This window comes from Streptomyces sp. NPDC003697 (genome assembly GCF_053587115.1).
Window position 1 is genome coordinate 42,396 of record NZ_JBSFNN010000016.1, and the last position, 21,063, is coordinate 63,458.

Here is a 21,063-nt window from a genome sequence, read left to right on the forward strand (position 1 = left end):
GGGGCCCCTGACCGCGCGCGGTACCCGAATCGGCCTGGGGCCGTGCGGGAACCGGCCGCGCGCGACACCGAACGAACCCAGCGGCCGCACCCCGTGCCGAACGGACCCGTGGCCGTGCGCGGGACCCACGGGGCCCGGGCGTCCGGGGCGCGGACCCACGGACCGCCGGTCGCCCGGCGCATATCCGGCGTTTCCCAGCGGTAGGAAGCACTCTGGTGGCAATCTGCTCACCAGCAGATACGCAAAGTAGAGGCACGCAGCCGGAGGTGCACGTCCCGTGGCGTCCAATGTCAATCCCACCGTCAGGCGACGCCGGCTGGGCCAGGAGCTGCGCAGGCTCCGCGAGCTCAAGGGCATGACGGCCGAGGAGGTGGCCGAGCGGCTGCTGGTGTCGCAGTCGAAGATCAGCCGCCTGGAGAACGGCCGGCGCAGCATCAGCCAGCGCGACGTGCGTGACCTGTGCGGGGTGTACGAGGTGGAGGACCACCGGGTCGTCGAGTCGCTGATGCAGATGGCCAAGGACTCGCGCCAGCAGGGCTGGTGGCACTCCTTCGGCGACATCCCGTACAGCGTCTACATCGGCCTGGAGACGGACGCGGCCAGCCTGAGGGTGTACGACCCGCAGGTGGTCCCCGGTCTGCTGCAGACCCGCCAGTACGCGGAGGCGCTGATCGCGGGGGCGCTGCCGGAGACGGCGCCCGCGGACATCGAGAAGCGCGTCCAGGTCCGGATGCGGCGGCAGGAACGAATCTCCGCCGCCGAGAACCCGCTGCGCCTGTGGACCGTCCTGGACGAGGCCGCGCTGCGCCGGGAGGTCGGCAACCGCGCCCTGATGCGGGAGCAGCTCGAGCACCTCGTCGAGCAGTCGCAGCTGCCGCACGTGACCGTGCAGGTCATCCCGTTCGACATGGGCGCGCACCCGGGTCTCAACGGCCAGTACGCCATCCTGGAGTTCCCGGACGCGGCCGACTCCAGCGTCGTCTACATCGAGGGCGTCACCAGCGACCTGTACCTGGAGAAGGCGAACGACGTCCAGAAGTACAGCGTGATGTACGAGCACCTGCGGGCGCAGGCCCTGAACGTGGAGCAGTCGCGCCAGTTCATCGCGGAGATCGCGAAGGAGTACGCCGGCCGCTGAGCTGCGACTCCTCGACGGGGGCTTGAGCAGCCCAACACCGGGTCCCCGACGGCAGGGTGCCGCACAGTACACCGCCGCCGGGTCGGGGCGGAAGACCGCTCTGGAATATGCCATCCGGTCGAGTGAATCGTCTCTTCGCAGGTCGGAGTTGGCGAGTAGCGTCGATCACGCCATCGAGCAACAACGTTGGCGCAAACCGCGCTGTGGGTTCCAGCCGAACGCGTCGTGCGGTGACAGCAACTCAACAACTGGCAATGCGGAGCGGAAATGGCAATTCGTCAGGGCGCCACGGACACGTGGACCAAGTCCTCGTACTCCACGGGCAACGGCGCATGCGTCGAGGTCAAGTCACCGGTGGTCGCGGCCATGGCGGTCCGGGACTCCAAGGTTCCCGAGGGCCCTGTGCTGGCCTTCCCCGCCGACGCGTGGAACGCGTTCGTGACGTCGATCAGGGCCTGAGGCCCGAAGGGGCCCGCGGCCCCGGCGCGGGGCCGCGCCGCGCGGCACGGCCCGGCGCGCCCGGCCGGGCTCGTCCGCCGGCGCGGCCTCCGGGCCGGGCGGCAGGAGCACGCACCACAACTTCCACGAACCACAACTTCACAGACAGCACACCAAGAGCCCCCTCGACGAGTCCGCCGTCCTCGCCGAGGGGGCTCGCCTCCTGCCCGCCCCCGGCCGCCCGGCGCGGCCGCCGCGCCGGGGCCGGCCGCACGCTGCCCGGCCGCACGCCCCCGGCCGTTCGGCGCCCGCTCCGGCTACTTCAGCTTGATGGACGCGATCGGCGTCTGGCCGCACAAGCGCGTAAACAACGTGAGCGACTTCTTCACCGCGGGCGGCAAGATGCCCTGGTGGCTGCCCGGCATCTCGCACCACATGTCGGGCTGCAGCGCGGTGATGTTCACCGGGTACGCGGGCATCGCCTACACCTACGGCGTCACCTCCTTCGTCACCTGGTCCTTCCCCATCGCGCTCGGCATCGCCATCGGGGCGCGGCTGTTCGCCCCGCGGATCAACCGGCTGCGGTCCCGTCTCCACGTGGCCTCCCCCCTCGAGTACCTGAAGAACCGCTACAACGTCTCCACCCAGCAGGCGCTCGCCTGGTCCGGCATGCTGCTGAAGATCGTCGACGTGGGCGCCAAGTGGGCGGCGATCGCGACGCCGCTGTCCGTCTTCACCGGGGTCTCGCTCAACCAGGGCATCCTCGTCACCGGTGTGATCACGGCGATCTACTGCACGATCGGCGGCCTGTGGGCGGACGCACTGACCGAACTGGGGCAGTTCGTCATCCAGTTGCTGGCCGGTGTCTCGATGTTCGTCGCGGTGCTGCTCGAACTCGGCGACCGGCACATCGGGGCGAACGCAGCGGGCTCGTCGCGGCCCGGGAGACGACGGTGGTGTTCCTCGGGCTGTCGATGGCCGTGGCGACCCAGGTCGACTCGCCGACGTTCAAGGACATCATCACGGTCGTCATCAAGTGGGTCGCCGGTCTGATGGGGCCGATCGCCATCCCGATGATGCTGGGGCTGCTGCGTCCGTTCCGGCGGTCGGGGCCGACGGCCGCACTCACCAGCTGGGCGACGGGCCTGCTGGCCTTCTGGCTGGTGAACTACCCGGTCAACTGGAGCGTCGACGGCGGGGGGCCGCTGCAGTACCAGGTGTCGGTGCCGTCGGCGGCGTCGCTGGTGCTGTACATCGTCATCGGCTTCGTGAAGCCGGAGGACATGCCGGAGCGGCTGGCGGTCATCGAGCGGGTGAACACGGACGACGACTCGGCGGCGGTGGCGGTGCCCGCCCCGGCCGCGGCGGGAGACGACGCGGTGGGGCTGACGGCGAAGGACTGAAGCGTCCTCCGGCCCGCCCCCTATGCTTCCCGCGGGTAGCGGGCCAGCCAGCCCGGGGACGATGCCGCCGGGGTGTGCAGCGCGGGGCCCTGGGTCATCTCCATGGCGAAGTCGTCCGCGAGGAGCAGCACCGTGGGACGGCCCTCCAGCTCGGCCAGCCAGGCCGGCGGGAGGGCCGTTTCGCCGTGCAGGGCGCCCAGCAGGCCGCCGGTGAGGGCGCCCGCCGCGCCCGACGGCCCGCTCTGGTTCACCGCCAGGCACAGGCCGTGCCGCACGTCCTCCCCGACCAGCGCGCAGTACACGGCGACGGCCAGCAGGCCCGCCGCCGTCCCCTCCCCCGCCAGCTCCTCCACCCGGCCCGGGTGCGGCAGGCCCTGCCGGACCGCGCCCAGCGCCTGCTGCAGCGCCTCCGACACCGGCTGGTGTCCGGGGCGTACGGCCAGCAGCGCCAGCGCCTTCTGCACGGCGCCGTCGAGACCGTCCCCGCGAGCCAGGGCGTGCACGATCACCGCGTACGCGCCCGCCGCCAGGCAGGCGACGGGATGGCCGTGGGTCTGCGCCGCGCACTCCACGGCGAGCTGCACCACCAGGTTCGGCTCCCAGCCGACGAGCAGGCCGAAGGGGGCGGAGCGGGCCGCCGCCTCGGGGCCGTCGGCACCCGGGTTCTTGGGCACCTCCAGCGTGCCCATCGTCTCGTCCCCGAGGCCGAGCAGCAGGGTCCGGTCCGGGTCGCGGCGGGCGTAGAGCCACTCCTCGCGGGCCAGCCAGCCGTCCTCCTTGCGGCGCTCGTCGGGCCCCCAGTCCCGCTGTGTGGCGGCCCAGCGGAGGTAGGCCCGGTGCAGGTCGGTCGGCGGGTGCCAGGCTCCGCTGTCCCGGCGCACCTGGGCCCGTATCAGGCCGTCGACGGAGAAGAGGGTCAGCTGCGTGAAGTGCGTGACGGCCCCGCGGCGCCCGTAGGCGGGGGCCAGGTCGAGCAGCCCGTCGGCCCCGTACGCCTCACGTACGGCGGGCAGGTCCAGCCGGTCCACGGGCGCCCCCAGGGCGTCCCCGACGGCCACGCCCAGCAACGTGCCGCGCACCCGGCTGCGGAAGTCCTGCTGTTCGGTACGGCCCCAGACGGCACCGGACGTCGAGCCCACCCAGTCCTCCTCACGGCACCGTCCGCACGTACGCCAGTTGAGCACTGTAATCGAACGGGAACGGTCTGTTCACGGACCGCATCGGAACGGTCCGGGCGGCGACGGTCGGCCGTCCGGGAGCCGATCAGTAAGGTCAGTTTCCGGCTCATGTCACCCGGAGTCGCCATTCGTCCCTACGCTGAGCAGCGATCACTACCGCACGCAACGTGACGGTGCGGGCGCGGGGCGCAGTCCTCCGGCGCCCGTACGCCGTCGGGAGGGCAAGCCATGGAGGACGAGGAGGCCGAGGTCGTCCTCAGGACGGTCGGCCGGCAGATCAGGATGTGGCGGGAGGCCGCCGGGCTGAAGCAGGCGGAACTCGGGGCCGCGATCGGGTACGGCGACGACATGGTCTCGTCGGTGGAGCGCGGGCGCCGGATCCCGAAGCCGGACTTCCTCGACCGGGCCGACGAGGCGCTCGGCGCGGGCGGCAAGCTCTCCGCGATGAAGGAGGACGTGGAGCGGGCGCGGTACCCGAAGAAGGTCCGGGACCTGGCCAAGCTGGAGGACGAGGCGGTGGAGTTGGGGGCCTACGCCAGCCACCACGTCCACGGGCTGCTGCAGACTCCTGAATACGCCCAGGCGTTGTACGCCATGCGACGGCCCGCGTACACGGAAGACGAGATCGAGCGGCACGTCGCCGCGCGAACGGCACGGAAGGCGGTCTTCGACCGGGTGCCGCGGCCGCAGATCACGTTCGTGCAGGAGGAGGTGACGCTGCGGCGGCCGATCGGGGGCCGGACGGTGCTGCGACGGCAACTCGAACACCTTCTGGAAGTGGGCCGGTTACGGCACGTCGCGATCCAGGTGATGCCCACGGACCGTGAAGACCACGCAGGGATGGGCGGCTCACTCCAGGTGCTGAAACTCCGGGACGGTAAGACACTGGGGCACTCGGAGGCCCAGCTCCACAACCGCGTGATCAGCGACCCTCGGGAGGTTCAGATCATGGAAATGCGCTATGGAATGATCCGGGCGCAGGCCCTCCCGCCGCGGGAGTCGCTGGCCTTCATCGAGAAAGTCATGGGAGAAGAGACATGACCTCCGCGAACGGTTCCGCGCTGAAGTGGTTCAAGAGCAGCTACAGCAGCAATGACGGCCCTGAGTGCGTTGAGGTCGCCATATCCCCCTGCCCCTGCACCGTCCACGTCCGCGACTCCAAGGACCGGGACCGCGCCCGCCTGGCGTTCACGGACGCCTCCTGGACGGCGTTCGTCCGGTTCACCGGTCACTCCGCCTGAGGCGGCGCCGCTACTTCACCACGGTGACCGGCGTGCCCCCGGTGGCGAACGTCCACAGCTCCGTCCCGTCGGCCTTGGGCATGCGGATGCCGCTGGTCTGCGTGCCCGCGGCGGGGGCCGGCGGCGAGGCGCCGTCGACGGCGTTGGAGAACGCGATCGACAGGCCGGACTTGGCGGCGAAGTACACGATGTGCTCGATCGCCACCCCGTCGGAGCCGGTCGTCGAGTCGCGTCGTTTCGAGACCGTGTAGGTGCCGGGGTCGGGGCTCACCGTGCCCGGCCAGACGACGAAGGTGCGGGAGGCGGCGTCGCCCGCGTCCACCAGCCACACCCGGTGCTGCCCGAGGGAGTAGACGATCCGCCGCCCGGCACCGGAGCCGGCGGGCACCGCGGGCGGTGCGGGCGGCTTCGGCTTGGGATGCGCGCTCGCGGACGTGGACGGCTTCGGCCGGGCCGAGGCCGTGGGATGCGGTCCCTGGCCGGCCTGCACCGCCAGAGCGGTGACCGCGGCGACCGCCCCGAGGGTCAGACCGCTGACCCAGGCCCACGAAGGTATTCGGGCAGGCACGGGCACGCATCTCCTCAGCTGTTCGGCCCCTCCGCCGGGGGTCGGATCATCGTACTGTGAGCGGCCCGCCCATCGGCTGCACAGTCCCCGCGGTCACTCCTCGTCCGGCACGGCCCGGGCGCCGTCCCGGCCGGCCATGCGCGCGAAGGCGGGGTTGGCGGCCGCCTCGGACTCCCGGCACTCCGCCTCCGCCACGGCGCCCTCGGCGCGCAGGGCCCGGACGAGGTCGTGCAGCACGATCGCCTCGTTCCACTCGTAGGCGCCGCCCCGGTAGACGTCCAGCGCCGCCTCCAGGTCGGCGCGCGCCTCCGCCGGCCGGCCCAGTTCGCGGTGGGCGACGCCCCGCAGGTGCCGGGCCATGGCCTCGGCGTACGCGTCGCCGGCCCGCCCGGTCACCTCGACCGCCTCGGTGAGCGGGCCCAGAGCGTCGGCGGGCCGGCCCTGTCGCAGGTGCAGCCAGCCGACGTCCCGCTGGGTGTGGGCGTGCCACATCTCGTGCCCGAGCCGGCGGAACACGTCGAGGGACGCGTGGGCCGCCGCCCAGGCCTCGTCGAAGCGGCCCAGGCCCGCGTAGACGCGGATGCGCGCGTTGTCGATGCGGCCCACCCACAGGCGCTCGCCCATGGGGCCGAAGAGGTCCTCGGCCTTGTCGTACGTCTCCAGGGCCTCCTCGCGGCGGCCGAGCAGCCGGTAGATCTTGCCGAGCGCGTACAGGCTCGCGCCCTCCCAGACCCGGTCTCCCAGGATCCGGAAGTCGCGCACGGCCCGCTCCAGGAGCGGGGCGGCCTCCTCGGGCCGGCGCAGATAGCCGAGCGTCTCGGCCAGGGTGCGGCGCAGGCGTGCCTGGGCGCGCCGGTCCCCGGACTCCTCCGCCAGACGCAGGGCCTCCTGCTGGCTCTCCCGTGCCTGCTCCGGCTCGCCGCGCCAGCGCTGGAACTCCCCCAGCTTCTCCAGCGAGCACAGCACGTGCCAGCGGTCGTCGTCGGCGCGCAGTTCCCGGACGGCCGTGGTCATGTGGTCCAGGGCCGCGCGGAAGTCGCTCCTGGCCGCGTGGGCGCGCGCCACGACCATCCGGTCGCGGGCGGTCAGCGGGACCGCGGGGTCGGCGGTGCCGCCGGGCAGGAACACCTCCAGGGCCGTGTCCGGCATGGCGTCGGCGAGAGCAGCCGCCGCCCGCCCGCGCCGGAGGCTGCCCACCACGCGGGCCCGCCGCTCGCCGTGCGCGTCGAACAGCCACCGCGCGGACTCGGCGGACAGCCGCACGTCGTCGAGGAAGTACGTGAAGCCCTCGGCGAGTTCCGCGCCCTCGGCGTCCAGCCCCAGGCGCCGGGCGCGGGTGATCGCCCACCGGATCCGCTCGTTCTCGCCGGCCACCCAGACCCCGGCCGTCTCCCGGGCCAGGTTCCCGGCGCGCTCGCGCGACGCCTCCGCGCCGAGTTCGGGTGCGCGGGCCGCGGCCAGGTGGACGACCGCATCGCGGTAGGCACGCACCAGACGCTTCTCGGCGTCGTGCCGCTCCTGGGGAGGCAGGGCGTCGTACTGCTCCCGCGCGAAGACGCGCACCAGGTCGTGGAAGCGGTAGCCGGACTCCTCGTCGTCCCCGCGGTGCGCCTCCATCAGCCCCACGGCGACGAGTTCGTCGGCCACGCCGCCGGCCGCCGCCGGGTCCGGCAGGCACCACCGGACGTGCCAGTCGGTGAGCGTGCTGACGGGAAGGGAGGCGAGCAGTCCGGCCGTCACCCGGGCCGGCTCCGGCAGGTCGCGGTAGGTGAGGGACAGGCAGGCCTGGAGGCTCTCGTTCCCGTGGACCAGTTCGTGCAGCCGGGCGCGTTCGTCCTCGAGCCGGGCGCGCATCCGCCGCAGCGTCAGGTCCTCGCGGGTCGCGATCTTCGCGCCGACGATCCGCAGCGCCAGCGGCAGCCGACCGCAGAACTGGACGATCTCCAGGGCCGTCGCGGGGTCCGAGGCGATCCGGTCCCGGCCCGCGTGTGCGCTCAGCACCTCCATGGCCTGGTTCTCGTCGGGGAGCCGGACCTTGACCCGGTTGCGCGGGGTGATGTTCCCGGCGGACAGGGCCCGCCTGCTCGTCACCAGCACCGAGCACCCCGGCCCGACGGGCAGAAGTGGCTGGATCTGCTCGCTGCTGTGCGCGTTGTCGAGAAGGACGAGCAGACGCAGGTTGTTCGTGAGGCTGCGGAAGCGCGCCGCCCGGTCGTCGGTCCGGCGGGGGATGTCCTCGGGGGCCGCCCCCAGAGTCTGGAGGAACTCGCCCAGGACCTCCCCGCTGTCGCGCGGGCTGTCCGCGTCCCCCCACAGGTTGACGTAGAGCTGCCCGTCCGGATAGTGCGCCTTCACCCGGTGCGCCGCGTGCAGGGCGAGTGCCGTCTTGCCCGTGCCGCCGGCTCCGTGGACGACGATCACCCTGGACTGCCCCACGGCCGGGTCCCCCGGCAGCGTGCCGCCGGTGGGCGTCGGCACGTCCCGGAGCCGCTCGACGAGGCTGGCGCTGAGCATGCCCCAGTCCACCAGGACGTGTTCGGGCGGGAGCTGGTGCGGCACGTTCGCCGGGCGCGGCTCGGCCCGCGCGCCCTGCGAGCCGTCGGAGTCGTCGGCCTCGTCGACGTGCCGGTGCATGACCGCCGTGAGTCCGGCCGCCACCGCCACCGCGCCCGCGAACACACCGAGCGCCAGCCTGCCCTTCAGCTCACTGAAGATGAAGTCGCCGGACATGCCGGTGACGGCCAGCACCACGGCGGTGCCCGTCACCATCAGTCGCCTGCGGCCCGTCCGTACGTCGCTCGCCACCCTGCGCCCCCCGGAGTCAACGTGGCGGGATCATGGCATGGATCAGCCCGCTCGTCAGGTACGCGAGCGTGGATCGAGACAGTGCGCCGCGCTCAGTCCAGCACCGGCAGCAGCTCCGGCAGGTGGCCGTCCGACGCCGCCGCGGCCCGCCGGCGCTCCTCGGGCACCTCGCCGTAGAGCGTGGTCCGGGGCTTCGCCGGCCGGCCCGCCGCCCCGGCGACCGCGACCAGGTCCTTGACCGACTTGTACGAGCCGTACGACGAGCCGGCCATCCGGGAGATGGTCTCCTCCATCAGCGTGCCGCCGAGGTCGTTCGCGCCGGAGCGGAGCATCTCGGCCGCGCCCTCGGTGCCCAGCTTCACCCAGCTCGTCTGGATGTTGGAGATGTGCGGGTGCAGGAGCAGGCGGGCCATCGCCGTCACGGCCCGGTTGTCGCGCATGCTCGGGCCCGGCCGGGCGATGCCCGCCAGGTAGACGGGCGCGTTGGTGTGGACGAAGGGCAGGGTCACGAACTCGGTGAAGCCGCCGGTCCGCTGCTGGATCCGGGCCAGGGTGCGCAGGTGGCCGAGCCAGTGGCGGGGCTGGTCGACGTGGCCGTACATCATCGTCGAACTGGAGCGGATGCCGAGTTCGTGCGCCGTCGTGACGACCTCGATCCAGGTGGCCGTGGGCAGCTTGCCCTTGGTCAGCACCCAGCGGACCTCGTCGTCGAGGATCTCGGCGGCCGTGCCCGGGATCGTGTCCAGGCCCGCCTCCCTGGCCGCCGTCAGCCACTCGCGCACGGACATCCCGGTCCGCGTCGCGCCGTTGACGACCTCCATCGGCGAGAAGGCGTGCACGTGCATGCCGGGGACGCGCTCCTTGACCGCCCTCGCGATGTCGAAGTACGCCGTGCCCGGCAGGTCGGGGTGGATGCCGCCCTGCATGCACACCTCCACCGCGCCCACGTCCCACGCCTGCTGGGCGCGGTCGGCGACCTGCTCCAGGGAGAGCGTGTAGGCGTCGGCGTCCGTGCGGCGCTGGGCGAACGCACAGAAACGGCAGCCGGTGTAGCAGACGTTGGTGAAATTGATGTTCCGCGTGACGATGTACGTCACGTCGTCGCCGACCGCCGCCCGGCGCACGTCGTCCGCGATGCGGCACAGCGCGTCCAGGGCCGGGCCGTCGGCGTGCAGGAGGGCGAGGGCCTCCTCGTCGGTCAGCCTCGTCGGGTCGTCGGCGGCGGTGCGCAGGGCCGCGCGCACGTCGGTGTCGATGCGCTCGGGCACCATGCCGGGCCGGGCCGCCTCCCGCAGGGCGCCCCAGTCGCCGTACACCTCGTCGAAGTCGTCGCGGCGGTCCGTGGTGCGTCCCTCGGTGTCGATGGTGCGGTGCAGGTCGGTGCGGCCCGACGCCTGGAAGACCTCCTCGGGCTCCTGCCACGGGTGGCCCTCGACGACCGCGTCCTCGCGGGCGAGGCCCGTCTCGGGGTCGGCGAGGGCACGCACGTGCGGCAGCAGCCGCGGGTCCAGCCAGGGCTCGCCGCGGGTGACGAACTCCGGGTAGACGCACAGCCGTTCGCGCAGCTCGAAGCCGGCGGCCCGGGACTTCTCGGCGAGCTGCTCGATCTGGGGCCAGGGACGTTCGGGGTTGACGTGGTCGATGGTGAGCGGGGAGACGCCGCCCCAGTCGTCGATGCCGGCGCCGATGAGCCGCCCGTACTCGGCGTCCACCAGGTTGGGCGGGGCCTGCAGGCAGGCGGACGGGCCCAGGACGAGCCGGGCGACGGCGACCGTGGCGACGAGGTCGTCCAGTTCGGCGTCGGGCATGCCGCGCATGGCCGTGTCCGGCTTGGCACGGAAGTTCTGGATGATCAGTTCCTGGATGCCGTGGTGGGCCCGGGAGATCCTGCGCAGCGCGAACAGCGACTCGGCGCGCTCCTCGTACGTCTCGCCGATGCCGACGAGGATGCCGGAGGTGAAGGGGACGGAGGAGCGCCCGGCGTCCTCCAGCACCCGCAGCCGCACGGCGGGTTCCTTGTCGGGGGAGCCGTGGTGCGGGCCGCCCGGCTCGGACCACAGCCGGGTGGCCGTGGTCTCCAGCATCATCCCCATCGAGGGGGCGACCGGCTTCAGGCGCTGGAAATCCGTCCACGTCAGGACACCGGGGTTGAGGTGCGGCAGCAGCCCGGTCTCCTCCAGGATGCGGATGGAGATCGCGCGGACGTAGGCGACGGTGTCGTCGTAGCCGTGCGCGTCGAGCCACTCGCGTGCCTCGGGCCAGCGGTCCTCGGGCTTGTCGCCGAGGGTGATGAGGGCTTCCTTGCAGCCGAGTTCGGCACCGCGGCGGGCGATGTCGAGGACCTCGTCGGGGGACATGAACATCCCGTGCCCGTCGCGGCGCAGCCGGCCGGGCACGGTGACGAAGGTGCAGTAGTGGCACTTGTCGCGGCACAGCCGGGTCAGCGGGACGAAGACGCTCTTGGAGTAGGTGATGACGCCGGGACGGCCGGCGGCCTGAAGGCCCGCGTCCCGCACCCGGGCGGCGGAGGAGGCGAGGTCCTCCAGGTGCCCGCCGCGGGCCTGGAGGAGCACGGCCGCCTCGGCCACGTCCAGCGCGACGCCGTCGCGGGCTCGTTTGAGGGCGCGCCGCAGGGAGTTCTCGGTGGGGCCGGTTCCGGAGGCCGCGGAGGTCGTCATCCTTCGAGCATACGATTGCGGTGATCAGTGCGAACGGGCGTGGCCGGTCCGCCCTCCCGGCGTCGGCCCGGTGTCCTCCGGGTGGCGGGGCGCGCGGACCTGATGGGGGGTGCGGCCCCTTCGGCGGGTCCGGCCGCGCGATGCCGTCGTCCGGCGCCCGCCGTCCGGGTTCCGCGGTGCACACGTGGTGCGCACAAGGACCGCACACGATCCACGCGGGCCGGTGCGCGGCGGCGCCGAAGCCCCCGCGGACCTGTGTGAAAACCCCGTCCGGGCCCCGTTCCTCCGGTGCGCCGCCTGGTGTCCGGCGTCTGCGGCTGCTGACGCAACCCGCCTGAACAAGGCAAACTGACGTGGTTGTTCGGCATATCCAGGGGGACGGCATGGAGGGTCTACCGCGAGTACCGGAGCAGCGGCGTTCCGGCTCCCCGCAGGAGCCGGCCCGGCTGCGCTTCGGCGTGCTCGGCCCGGTGCGCGCCTGGCGCGGCGACGCGCCGCTCGCCACCGGCTCCCCCCAGCAGCGCGCCCTGCTGGCCGCGCTGCTGCTGCGCGAGGGCCGCACGGCGACGGCGGCGGAGCTGATCGACGCGCTGTGGGGTGAGGAGCCGCCGTCCCGGGCGCTGGCCGCGCTGCGCACGTACGCCTCCCGCCTGCGCAAGGTGCTGGACCCCGGCGTGCTGGTGAGCGAGTCGGGCGGTTACGCCGTACGGGGGGCGGACGAGGACGCGCTGGACCTGACGGTCGCGCGGCGGCTGACCGCGCAGGCCGAGCGGGCCCGGGCCGCGGGGGACCTGTCCCGGGCGCGCGAGGTGCTGAACCGCGCGCTGGCCCTGTGGGACGGGGAGCCGCTGGCCGGAGTGCCGGGCCCCTACGCGGAGGGCCAGCGCGTACGGCTGCAGGAGTGGCGGCTCCAGCTGCTGGAGGCCCGGCTGGACATGGACCTGGAGCAGGGCCGCCACGCGGAGGCCGTTTCGGAGCTGACGGCGCTGACGGCGGCGCATCCGCTGCGCGAGTGCCTGCGGGAACTGCTGATGCTGGCGCTGTACCGCAGCGGCCGGCAGGCGGAGGCCCTGGCGGTGTACGCCGACACCCGGCGGCTGCTCGCCGACGAGCTGGGCGTGGACCCCCGCCCGGAACTGCGTGAGCTGCAGCAGCGGATCCTCCGGGCGGACCCGGCCCTCGCGGAGCCGTCGGCGCCGGTGGCCGAGCCGGCGCACGTGCCGGTACGTCCCGCGCAACTGCCCGCGACGGTGCCGGACTTCACCGGCCGGGACGCCTTCGTGGCCGAGCTGGGCGACGTGCTGGCCTCGGCGGAGGGCCGTGTGATGGCGGTGTCGGCCCTGGCCGGCATCGGGGGCGTGGGCAAGACGACGCTGGCGGTGCACGTGGCGCACCGGGCGCGGGCCGCCTTCCCGGACGGGCAGCTCTACGTCGACCTGCAGGGCGCGGGGCCGCGGGCGGCGGAGCCGGAGGCGGTCCTCGGCTCCTTCCTGCGGGCGCTGGGCACCGCCGACCCGGCGATCCCGGACACCCTCCAGGAGCGGGCGGCGCTGTACCGGTCGGTGCTGGCCGGCCGCCGGGTGCTGGTCCTGCTCGACAACGCCCGGGACGCGGCGCAGGTGAGACCGCTGCTGCCGGGCACCGACGGCTGCGCCGCCCTGGTCACGTCCCGGGTGCGCATGGTCGGCCTGGCCGGCGCCCACCTGGTCGACCTGGACGTGATGTCGCCGGACGAGGCGCTGTCGCTGTTCACGAAGATCGTCGGTGAGGATCGGGTGGGGTCCGAGCGCGAGGCGGCCCTGGACGTGGTGGCGGCGTGCGGTTTCCTGCCGCTGGCGATCCGCATCGCGGCGTCCCGTCTGGCCGCCCGCCGTACCTGGACGGTGTCGGTCCTCGCCGCGAAGCTGGCCGACGAGCGGCGCCGTCTGGACGAGCTCCAGGCCGGCGACCTGGCCGTGAAGGCCACCTTCGAACTCGGCTACGGCCAACTGGAGCCGGCCCAGGCCCGGGCGTTCCGCCTGCTGGGCCTGGCCGACGGCCCGGACATCTCCCTGGCGGCGGCCGCGGCGGTGCTGGACCTGCCGGCGGCGGAGACGGAGGACCTGCTGGAGTCCCTCGTCGACACGTCCCTGCTGGAGTCGGCGGCGCCCGGCCGGTACCGCTTCCACGACCTGGTCCGCCTGTACGCGCGGGCGTGCGCCGAGCGGGACGAGCACCCGCCGGGCGAACGCGCCGCGGCACTGTCGCGGCTGCTGGACTTCTACCTGGCCACGGCGGCGGACGCGTACGCGATCGAACGGCCCGGGGACCGGCTGGTGGACCACCTGGAGCGGACCCGGTACCCGGGCCTGACCTTCCCGGACCGGCACCGGGCGCAGGACTGGCGGCACACGGAGGCGGTGTCCCTGCTGGCCTGCGTGCGCCAGGCGGCCGGCCCGGCCCGGCAGGACCACGCCCGTGAGACGGCGGCCCCCGCGCCCCGGGCGGACGGCGGGAGCGGCACGGCGGGAGCAGGCGCGGCGGTCCTCAGGCGCGCCGTCGACACCCTGTGGGCGTCCGTGGACCTGGCCGAGTCCGGCACGAACTCCAAGGCGTACGAGGGCGTCGCGTCCCTGCTGCGCGAGGCCGCGCGGCGGTCCGGGGACGCCCGGGCGGAGGCCCGCGCCCTGATCATGGTGGCGTACGTCCACCACATCACCGGGCGCTTCGACCTCGCCGTCGAGGCCGCGGAGCAGGCCGCGGCCCTCAGCGCCGGCGCCGACCCGCTGACGTCCTGCTGGGCCGACAACACGCTCGGCGTGATCGCCCTCTACCAGAGCCGCTACGACGACGGCGAGGCCCGCCTGACCCGCGCCATCGAGGGTTTCCGCGCCTGCCTGGACCGCCCGGGTGAGGCGAGCGCGCTGTGCAACCTCTCGCGCATCCACCTGGCCACCGGACGCACCCGCAGCGCCGTGACCCTGGCCCGGCAGGGCACCGACATGTACGACGCCATGGGCCACGCCCTCAAGGGCGCCAACGGCCGGTACGCGCTGGGGCTCGCCCTCACGCAGAGCGGGCGGACGACGGAGGCCGCGGCCCGTCTCCAGGAGGCCCTGGCGGTCTTCCGGGACAGCCGCCAGCAGCTCTGGGAGGGCATGTCGCTGTTCCGCCTGGCCGAGGTGGACCTCGCCGCGCAGCGCCCCGCGCAGGCGGCGGCCAACGCGGAGCTCGCCCTGGGCGTGCTGCGCGACACCGGCGGCGCCTGGCGGCGGGGGAACGTGCTGGTCGTCCTCGGCCGCGCCCTGCACGCCATCGGGCACACCGGCCGTGCACAGGTCTGCTGGCGGGAGTCGCTGGACATCTTCGAGGCGCTGGACGCTCCGGAGGCCGCGACGGTACGCGCACTGCTCAACCCGCTGGCCGTGGCCTGAGCGCCCCGGACGACGAAGGGCCGTGCGCCGGCCGTCCCTTCCGTGGCAGGCTTCCGTGGCCCCCACGGTGGGCGTTCATCATTCGTTTATCGCCGTCCGCCACTGTGAAGTGGTCGAACCGCCGCGTCGGGGGGCAGGCGGGCGACCTTCGGGCCGTGCCCCAGGGCGAGCGGCCCGAGCGGCCCGGCCGGCGGCCGAACGGGGGAGTCGCCGGCCGGGCACCGCACCATCGAACCGAGCCCTAACGGGGAGGCAGCCGTCATGAGCGACGACCTGAGAACCGAGAACATCCACGCGACCGACGCGAAAGCGGACACCCTTCGCACGGACAACATCCACGCCACCGGTGAGCCGCTGACCACCGAGAACCCGCTCAAGGCGGACGACGGCACCGGCGAGGCCACCACGGACAACATCCACGCGACGGGCGAGCCCGTCTGACAGGTCTCCCTCACACGGGGCACGACCGCGGCGGCGCGGAGGGGAGCCGCCGCGGTCGACGTGTGTCCGGGGCCGTCAGTCCACCGGCTCGGCCCGCGGTACGGCCTCGCAGTGCTCGTAGCCGGACACGCGGGAGACGTCGAAGGGGATGACGGCGGTCCTGGTGCCGCCGGCGGCCACCGCGACCTCCGTCACGCCGTCGTCGACGGGGAGGGAGGCCCCGTCCAGGAAGTGCACCACCACCCGGAAGTCCGCCTCGCGGCCGTTGGGGTTGGTGACCTCCACCTCGGCCCACGGCCTCGTCCCGGTCGGGCAGCTCAGGAGCTCCACCGTGGCGTCCTTCAGGCCGTGGCCGGGCGATGAAGCGCTGGGGGTGCGAGCGGGGCGGCGGTGAGTGGATCCGTAGCCGGTGCCCCCGCCGCTGGTGGAGTCGCTGTCGGCTGCGCTTCCGCCGCTGGAGGAGTAGCTGTCGCCGCTGCTCGCGTCGCTCGTGGGGTAGCTGTCGCCGCTGCCCACGTAGTCGCTGCTTCCCCCGCTTCCGCCGCTGGAGCCGTACGACGACGAACCGTCGTGGTCCTGGCTGGAACTGCTGCACCCGCCGCCCGAGCCGCCGCCGTGCCGGCTGCTGTGCCCGTGGCCCCGGGAGAAGCCCGTCAGCGCGAGCACCGTGACCGCCAGAACCACCGTGAACCTGAGCCCCCGCCCCCGTATCCCCATGGGCCCACCTTAGGGGCTGTCCGGCCTGTCGTGCCGGAAACCCGGATCCGGCAGGCCTGATCCGCGCGGTGCCGCCGGTCTCCTCCGGCTCGATCCGCCGGACCGCCCCCGGGGCCGTGCGCCCGGCGTCGCCTGGCGGACGGTGCGCACGGGGAGTAGCGTCGTGAGCGGGAACGGTGACCGGTGCGCGACCGGCCGCCGTCCGTCCGAGAGCGACGGCCGCCGTCCGGGCCCTTCCGTGAACCGGTACGACGGCCGTCACCCGCCCACCCGGCGGGGAGCCGGCCCGTCACGTGGTGCGCGCGGTCCCCGTGCCCTTCTCCGCGTCCAGGGCGTACACGCAGCGGTCCTTGCTGCACGCGTACACGACGCCGTCCCTGACCACCGGGGAGCCGGTGATCTCGCCGCCGGTCGCCAGCTTCCAGCGCAGCCGGCCGTCGTCGGCCTTGAGGGTGTACAGCAGGTGGTCGGTGGAGCCGAAGTGGATGCGGCCCTCGGCGACCGCCGGGGACCCGACGATCTCGCCGCCGGCCTGGAAACGCCACTTGGGCGTGCCCGTCACCGCGTCCAGCGTGTACAGGCCCTTGCCGCTGCCGACGTGCACGTGTCCGGCGGCGACCAGCACCGGGTCGATCGCCGCCCGGGCCTCGGTCGCGATGCGCCAGCGGTCGCGGCCGTCGGTGGCGTCCAGGGCGTAGACCGTGCCGAGGTAGTCGGTCAGGTAGAGGCCGCCGCCGGTCACGGCCGGGCCGGGTACGAAGGCGGGCGGGCACAGGAAGACCGCGGGGGCCTCGAAGTGCCAGCGCACCCGGCCGCTCGCCACGTCCAGGGCGAGCACGCGGGTGCCCGCCGAGACGTAGACGTAGCCGTCGGAGGCCGGGGTCAGCCGGACCGGGACGCCGCCGCAGGATGCCGCGTCGCCGATCGGGTAGGACCAGCGCTCGTCGCCGGTGCGGGCGTCCAGGGCGCGCAGGCGGGCGTCCTGCCAGACGTACACCGTGCCGTCGTGGAGGGCGGGGCCGGCCTCCGGCGACTCGAAGTCGGCCTGCGCGCCGGTGATCTCCCACAGTCTGCGGCCGTTGGCCGCCTCCCAGGCCTGTACGCCGCCGCCGCGGGTGCCGGTGACGACCGTGCCCCGGTCGGCCTTGAGGGAGTACACCCAGGCGTCCGTCTGCAGCCGCCACAGGTCGGCGCCCTCGCGGGCGTCGAGGGCGAACAGGGTGGGTCCGTCGGAGGCGTGGACACGGCCGTCGGCGACCGCCATCGACCAGGCCACGTCGCGGGTCTTGAAGCGGCGGCGGCCGGTGGCCACGTCGAGGGCGTGCACCTCGAAGGAGGTGACGTAGACGAGGTCGCCGGCGACGGACGGGGTCCCCCACACGTCGTTCGACATGCGGAAGCGCCAGGGGCGCCAGCCGGCGGCGGCCTCCGGGGGCGCGGCCGGCACCGGCGGCACGGCGCCGTCGACGCCGTTGACGCCGGGGCGCGGCTTGGACCAGGACGCGGCCAGGCCGGCCTCCGGCGGGGGCGCCTTGACGGCGGCGGCGCGGGCGTCGGCCACGCGCGGCCCGGGGCCGATCGGCACCGGGGCCCCGGCCAGCCGCACCGGGCCCGTGCCGGGAGCGCCGGCCGGCGCCGGGACGAACGGCGCGGGCACGGACGGCCCCGGGACGACGGGGTCGTGCGCCGGCGGGGGCGGCACGTGGGGCCGGCCGCCGCGGGGGCCGGCGGTGGCGGGCCGGCCGGGCGGGCGGCCGCCGCGGCGGCCCTCGATCAGACTCACCGCCCGCTCGGGCAGCCACGCCGAGGCGGTGCCGCTGTCGTCGGAGCCGGAGCCGAACAGGTGGGGGGCGAGCTGGGCCTGGAGGTCGGCCGGGGTGGGGCGGGCCGGCGCCTCCATCTGCATGCAGGACTCGATCAGCGGCCGCAACTCGTCGGGCAGCCCTTCGAGGTCCGGGCCCTCCCGCAGCAGCATGAAGACCGTCTCCACCGGGTTGGCGCCGTGGAAGGGCGCGTGGCCGGTGGCCGCGAAGACGAGGGTGGAGCCGAGGGAGAAGACGTCGCTGGCGCCGGTCACGCTGCGCGAGTCCTTCGCCTGCTCCGGCGACATGTAGGCGGGCGTGCCGACGGCGACGTTCGTCATCGTCAGACGGGTGTTCGACACACCGGAGGCGATGCCGAAGTCGATCACCCGGGGGCCGTCCTCGACGACGAGGACGTTGGAGGGCTTCAGGTCCCGGTGCACCAGTCCGGCCCCGTGGATCGACTGCAGCGCCTCGGCGACGCCGGCGGCGAGCCAGCGCACCGCCTGGGCCGGGAGCGGCCCGCACTCGGTCACTATCTCCTCGAGGGAGGGGGCGGGCACGTAGGCGGTGGCCAGCCACGGCACGGCGGCGCGCGGGTCGGCGTCGACGACCGCGGCCGTGTAGAACCCGGAGACGGCCCGCGCCGCCTCCACCTCCCGGGTGAAGCGCACCCGGAACAGCTGGTCCTCGGCCAGTTCCGTGCGCACCGTCTTGATCGCCACGCGCCGGCCCGACGCCGAGCGCGCCAGATAGACCAGCCCCATGCCGCCGGCACCCAGCCGTCCCAGCACCTCGAACGGCCCGATCCGCCGCGGATCGTGCTGCGTCAGCTGATCCACCACTTGCCTGCCACCTCCCCGTACGAGCCGCGCCGCCCACCTGTGGACGCGACCGAAGTGCAGCGTCTCACCACCGCACCGCCCTGGCGGCACGCACCCCGATTCTTCCTGTCCCGGGCACTGGTTGCGAACCCGGCGACGAATCGGGGTGTCCCGCCGCAAACCCCCCGTTTCACCTCGGAAGGGCGTCCTTCACCTCTGGAGCACGGCGAAGGACGCCCCCTGATTGTCGAGGACGACGGCCACGGTTCCGTACGACGTCTCGAAGGGCGGTGCCTGCGTCCGGCCGCCGAGCCGGTGCACGTCGTCGAGGGCCGCCTCGCAGTCCCCGACCCGGAAGTGGACGAGGAAGTGGGGCGGCATCTCGGGCGGGAAGACGTCCACGACGGGCGCGCGGCCGAAGTCGGGCTCGGCGCCGGGGCCGAAGAGGGCGTCGTGGAAGAGGGTGCCGTAGAAGGCGTTGGCGCCTACCGTGTCGCGGGCGTACAGCTCCGCCCAGGCGAACGAGCCCACCGCGTGGCGCCGGCCGAAGCCCTGGTGCCGGCCCGGCTGCCACAGGCCGAAGACCGCGCCCTCGGGGTCGGCCACGAGGACGGCCGTGCCGAGGCCGTCCAGCGACAGCGGCGGCGTGACGGTCTGCCCGCCGCCGGCCCGGATCCGCGCGGCCAGCGCCCCGGCGTCCGGGGCGGCGAAGTACACCGTCCACACGGTGGGCAGCCGGCCGTCCGCCTTGTGCGCGAGCGCGGCGACGGGCTCGCCGTCCAGCCGCGCCCACACCGAGCCGCCCCGCCCCGCCTCCTCGAAGGCCCACCCGAAGAGCTCACCGTAGAACCGCTTGCCGGCCTCGACGTCGGGGAGCTGCGCGTCCACCCAGCACGGGACGCCCTCCGTATACGCGGATGCCCAGTTTTCGGCCATACCGTCAAAGTAACCGGGCCGCCCGCAGGCCGCAGACCAGGCACAGCGTGCTCCTCGTGCCTCCGACCCCCGTTTGCAGTCGGCCGAATCGCGCTCCCACCCCCCGTCGGTAAGCTGACGGCATGACAGGACAAGTGCGTACCGTCGACGGCCGCGTGGCCGGCCGGCGTGGGCAGGCGACCCGGCAGAAGCTGCTCGACTGCCTCAGAGAGATGCTCAGCTCCTCCCCCTACCGGGACGTCAAGGTCATCGACGTCGCCCGAAGGGCGGGCACTTCGCCCGCGACCTTCTACCAGTACTTTCCGGACGTCGAGAGCGCCGTCCTGGAGATCGCCGAGCAAGTGGTCCCCGAGGGGGCCAGGTTGGCCGAGCTGCTCGAGGGGCGCTCCTGGGCCGGCAGGGCCGGCTGGCAGACCGCCCAGGAACTGGTGGAGGGCTTCCTGGAGTTCTGGCGCGCGAACGACGCGATATTGCGCGTGATCGACCTCGGCGCCGCGGAGGGCGACAAGCGCTTCGCCAAGATCCGCGCCAGGATCCTGAATCCGGTGATCAGCTCACTGGCGGACACCGTGGCCGAACTCCAGTCCAAAGGGCGGGTCGACAAGGACGTGAACCCGACCGCGATCGCCGGTTCGCTCGTCGCGATGCTCGCGGCGGTCGCCTTGCACCAGAAGGGCTTCGGCGTGAAGCAGGCCGACCTCAAGCTCAACCTCGCACTGCTGGTCTTCCTGGGTGTCACCGGGAGGAAGCCCACGCGGTAGTCCCCACGGTTCCGGGCCCGTTCCCACGCCCCACGTCCTGTCAGGCAGGCGGCGGTTCACTGCGGTGAACCGCCGCCTGCCGCGTTGTGGGGGCACGGCCCGGTGAGCCGGTCGTCGTGCGGCCGTCACCCGGCGCCTCCCGCGGGTTCAGCGCCGCACGAGACGGAAGAGGCGGATCTCCCGCTCCACGCGCGCCTGGTACACCGCGTACGGCGGCCAGCGGGCGACGACGGCGTCCCAGGCGGCGGCGCGCTCCTCCCCCGCCAGCAGCCGGGCCCGCACCGGGATGTCCTCGCCCCTGAAGCCGATCTCGGCGTCGGGGTGGGCGAGCAGGTTGTACGTCCAGGCCGGGTGGCCGGCCCGCCCGAAGTTGGACCCGGTGACCACCCAGCCCCGCCCGCCGTCATCCGGCAGGCAGGTGAGCGGGGTCCGCCGGGGCAGACGGCTGCGGGCACCCGTGGACGTGAGCATCAGACCCGGCAGCAGCGCCTCGGCGAGCATCGCCCTCCCGCGCGTGAGGCGGTGCAGGGCGCGGTCCAGCGCGGGCACGACGTGCGGGCCGACGCGTGCGAAGGCCCGCGTGGAGGACACCTTCCGCACCGTCCGGACCCCCAGTCCCGCGCTCACCGGGCCACCCTCCTCCCGTCGACGGCCGGCCGGGCCCGCGCCGTCCGGTGCCGGGCACCCGTCCGTCGCGACCGCCCTACGGGTACGGCGGGC

The 21,063-nt window shown here is 74.0% G+C and carries 15 protein-coding genes and 1 pseudogene; 8 read left to right on the forward strand and 8 right to left on the reverse strand.

All coding sequences use genetic code 11. The annotated features are described in order from the left end of the window. Positions 1 to 277 precede the first annotated feature (277 nt). From ACWDNY_RS09410 to ACWDNY_RS09420, 3 genes and pseudogenes are all read left to right on the forward strand, one after another. Entirely contained in the window at positions 278 to 1,138 is an 861-nt protein-coding gene (locus ACWDNY_RS09410; RefSeq protein ID WP_451645129.1) for a helix-turn-helix domain-containing protein, read from the forward strand. A 267-nt stretch (positions 1,139 to 1,405) separates the two neighbouring features. After that, positions 1,406 to 1,597 (forward strand): DUF397 domain-containing protein, encoded by a 192-nt coding sequence (locus tag ACWDNY_RS09415; protein WP_451645130.1) that lies wholly within the window; start codon positions 1,406 to 1,408, stop codon positions 1,595 to 1,597. Between the two features lie 309 nt (positions 1,598 to 1,906). Beyond that, positions 1,907 to 2,979, forward strand: a pseudogene (locus ACWDNY_RS09420) (sodium:solute symporter family transporter). A gap of 20 nt (positions 2,980 to 2,999) precedes the next feature. Here the strand turns inward: ACWDNY_RS09420 and ACWDNY_RS09425 are convergent. After that, on the reverse strand, positions 3,000 to 4,118 hold the full coding sequence (locus ACWDNY_RS09425; protein WP_451645131.1) for an ADP-ribosylglycohydrolase family protein: 1,119 nt from the start codon (positions 4,116 to 4,118) through the stop codon (positions 3,000 to 3,002). Positions 4,119 to 4,385: 267 nt separating this feature from the next. Between ACWDNY_RS09425 and ACWDNY_RS09430 the strand changes: the two genes are divergently transcribed. Together ACWDNY_RS09430 and ACWDNY_RS09435 are read left to right on the forward strand one after the other, a co-directional pair. Continuing rightward, positions 4,386 to 5,198: a helix-turn-helix domain-containing protein gene (locus ACWDNY_RS09430; RefSeq protein WP_451645132.1), complete on the forward strand. Its 813-nt coding sequence runs from the start codon at positions 4,386 to 4,388 to the stop codon at positions 5,196 to 5,198. Then, on the forward strand, positions 5,195 to 5,398 hold the full coding sequence (locus tag ACWDNY_RS09435) for a DUF397 domain-containing protein (RefSeq protein WP_451645133.1): 204 nt from the start codon (positions 5,195 to 5,197) through the stop codon (positions 5,396 to 5,398). Before ACWDNY_RS09430 ends, ACWDNY_RS09435 begins: the two co-directional genes overlap by 4 nt. Positions 5,399 to 5,408: 10 nt before the next feature. On the opposite strand, the gene ACWDNY_RS09440 is transcribed toward ACWDNY_RS09435, so the two are convergent. The 3 genes from ACWDNY_RS09440 to ACWDNY_RS09450 all read right to left on the reverse strand — a co-directional run bounded on the left by ACWDNY_RS09440 (position 5,409) and on the right by ACWDNY_RS09450 (position 11,449). Continuing rightward, positions 5,409 to 5,966, reverse strand: a complete 558-nt coding sequence (locus ACWDNY_RS09440; RefSeq protein WP_451645135.1) for a L,D-transpeptidase — start codon at positions 5,964 to 5,966, stop codon at positions 5,409 to 5,411. Between the two features lie 93 nt (positions 5,967 to 6,059). Then, positions 6,060 to 8,771: an ATP-binding protein gene (locus tag ACWDNY_RS09445; RefSeq protein ID WP_451645136.1), complete on the reverse strand. Its 2,712-nt coding sequence runs from the start codon at positions 8,769 to 8,771 to the stop codon at positions 6,060 to 6,062. A gap of 92 nt (positions 8,772 to 8,863) precedes the next feature. Then, the gene (locus ACWDNY_RS09450; RefSeq protein ID WP_451645137.1) at positions 8,864 to 11,449 is read right to left on the reverse strand and encodes a bifunctional FO biosynthesis protein CofGH; all 2,586 of its coding nucleotides are present in this window, start codon (positions 11,447 to 11,449) and stop codon (positions 8,864 to 8,866) included. Positions 11,450 to 11,832: 383 nt separating this feature from the next. On the opposite strand from ACWDNY_RS09450, the gene ACWDNY_RS09455 reads away from it, so the two are divergent. Both ACWDNY_RS09455 and ACWDNY_RS09460 read left to right on the forward strand, forming a co-directional pair. After that, positions 11,833 to 14,862, forward strand: coding sequence for a BTAD domain-containing putative transcriptional regulator (locus ACWDNY_RS09455; RefSeq protein ID WP_451645138.1), 3,030 nt, complete (start codon positions 11,833 to 11,835; stop codon positions 14,860 to 14,862). 261 nt (positions 14,863 to 15,123) lie between these two features. After that, on the forward strand, positions 15,124 to 15,303 hold the full coding sequence (locus ACWDNY_RS09460; protein ID WP_451645139.1) for a hypothetical protein: 180 nt from the start codon (positions 15,124 to 15,126) through the stop codon (positions 15,301 to 15,303). Between the two features lie 75 nt (positions 15,304 to 15,378). Here ACWDNY_RS09460 and ACWDNY_RS09465 read toward each other — a convergent pair whose 3' ends face one another. The 3 genes from ACWDNY_RS09465 to ACWDNY_RS09475 form a co-directional block, all read right to left on the reverse strand. Further along, positions 15,379 to 16,020: a hypothetical protein gene (locus tag ACWDNY_RS09465; RefSeq protein ID WP_451645140.1), complete on the reverse strand. Its 642-nt coding sequence runs from the start codon at positions 16,018 to 16,020 to the stop codon at positions 15,379 to 15,381. 289 nt (positions 16,021 to 16,309) lie between these two features. Next, a complete protein-coding gene (locus ACWDNY_RS09470; protein WP_451645141.1) occupies positions 16,310 to 18,667 on the reverse strand; it encodes an outer membrane protein assembly factor BamB family protein in 2,358 nt (785 codons plus the stop codon). Positions 18,668 to 18,856: 189 nt separating this feature from the next. Beyond that, positions 18,857 to 19,582 (reverse strand): VOC family protein, encoded by a 726-nt coding sequence (locus ACWDNY_RS09475; RefSeq protein WP_451645142.1) that lies wholly within the window; start codon positions 19,580 to 19,582, stop codon positions 18,857 to 18,859. A 134-nt stretch (positions 19,583 to 19,716) separates the two neighbouring features. Here ACWDNY_RS09475 and ACWDNY_RS09480 point away from each other — a divergent pair, with 134 nt between their 5' ends. Beyond that, on the forward strand, positions 19,717 to 20,343 hold the full coding sequence (locus ACWDNY_RS09480) for a TetR family transcriptional regulator (RefSeq protein WP_451645179.1): 627 nt from the start codon (positions 19,717 to 19,719) through the stop codon (positions 20,341 to 20,343). Positions 20,344 to 20,490: 147 nt separating this feature from the next. Here the strand turns inward: ACWDNY_RS09480 and ACWDNY_RS09485 are convergent, their stop codons facing one another. Then, the gene (locus ACWDNY_RS09485) at positions 20,491 to 20,970 is read right to left on the reverse strand and encodes a nitroreductase family deazaflavin-dependent oxidoreductase (protein ID WP_451645143.1); all 480 of its coding nucleotides are present in this window, start codon (positions 20,968 to 20,970) and stop codon (positions 20,491 to 20,493) included. Positions 20,971 to 21,063: the final 93 nt, after the last annotated feature.

Coding starts and splice junctions, on each gene's coding strand:
- ACWDNY_RS09415 (WP_451645130.1), top strand. CDS start 1,406: ATGGCAATTCGTCAGGGCGCCACGGACACGTGGACCAAGTCCTCGTAC.
- ACWDNY_RS09430 (WP_451645132.1), top strand. CDS start 4,386: ATGGAGGACGAGGAGGCCGAGGTCGTCCTCAGGACGGTCGGCCGGCAG.
- ACWDNY_RS09435 (WP_451645133.1), top strand. CDS start 5,195: ATGACCTCCGCGAACGGTTCCGCGCTGAAGTGGTTCAAGAGCAGCTAC.
- ACWDNY_RS09450 (WP_451645137.1), bottom strand. CDS start 11,449: ATGACGACCTCCGCGGCCTCCGGAACCGGCCCCACCGAGAACTCCCTG.
- ACWDNY_RS09455 (WP_451645138.1), top strand. CDS start 11,833: ATGGAGGGTCTACCGCGAGTACCGGAGCAGCGGCGTTCCGGCTCCCCG.
- ACWDNY_RS09460 (WP_451645139.1), top strand. CDS start 15,124: ATGAGCGACGACCTGAGAACCGAGAACATCCACGCGACCGACGCGAAA.
- ACWDNY_RS09465 (WP_451645140.1), bottom strand. CDS start 16,020: ATGGGGATACGGGGGCGGGGGCTCAGGTTCACGGTGGTTCTGGCGGTC.
- ACWDNY_RS09475 (WP_451645142.1), bottom strand. CDS start 19,582: ATGGCCGAAAACTGGGCATCCGCGTATACGGAGGGCGTCCCGTGCTGG.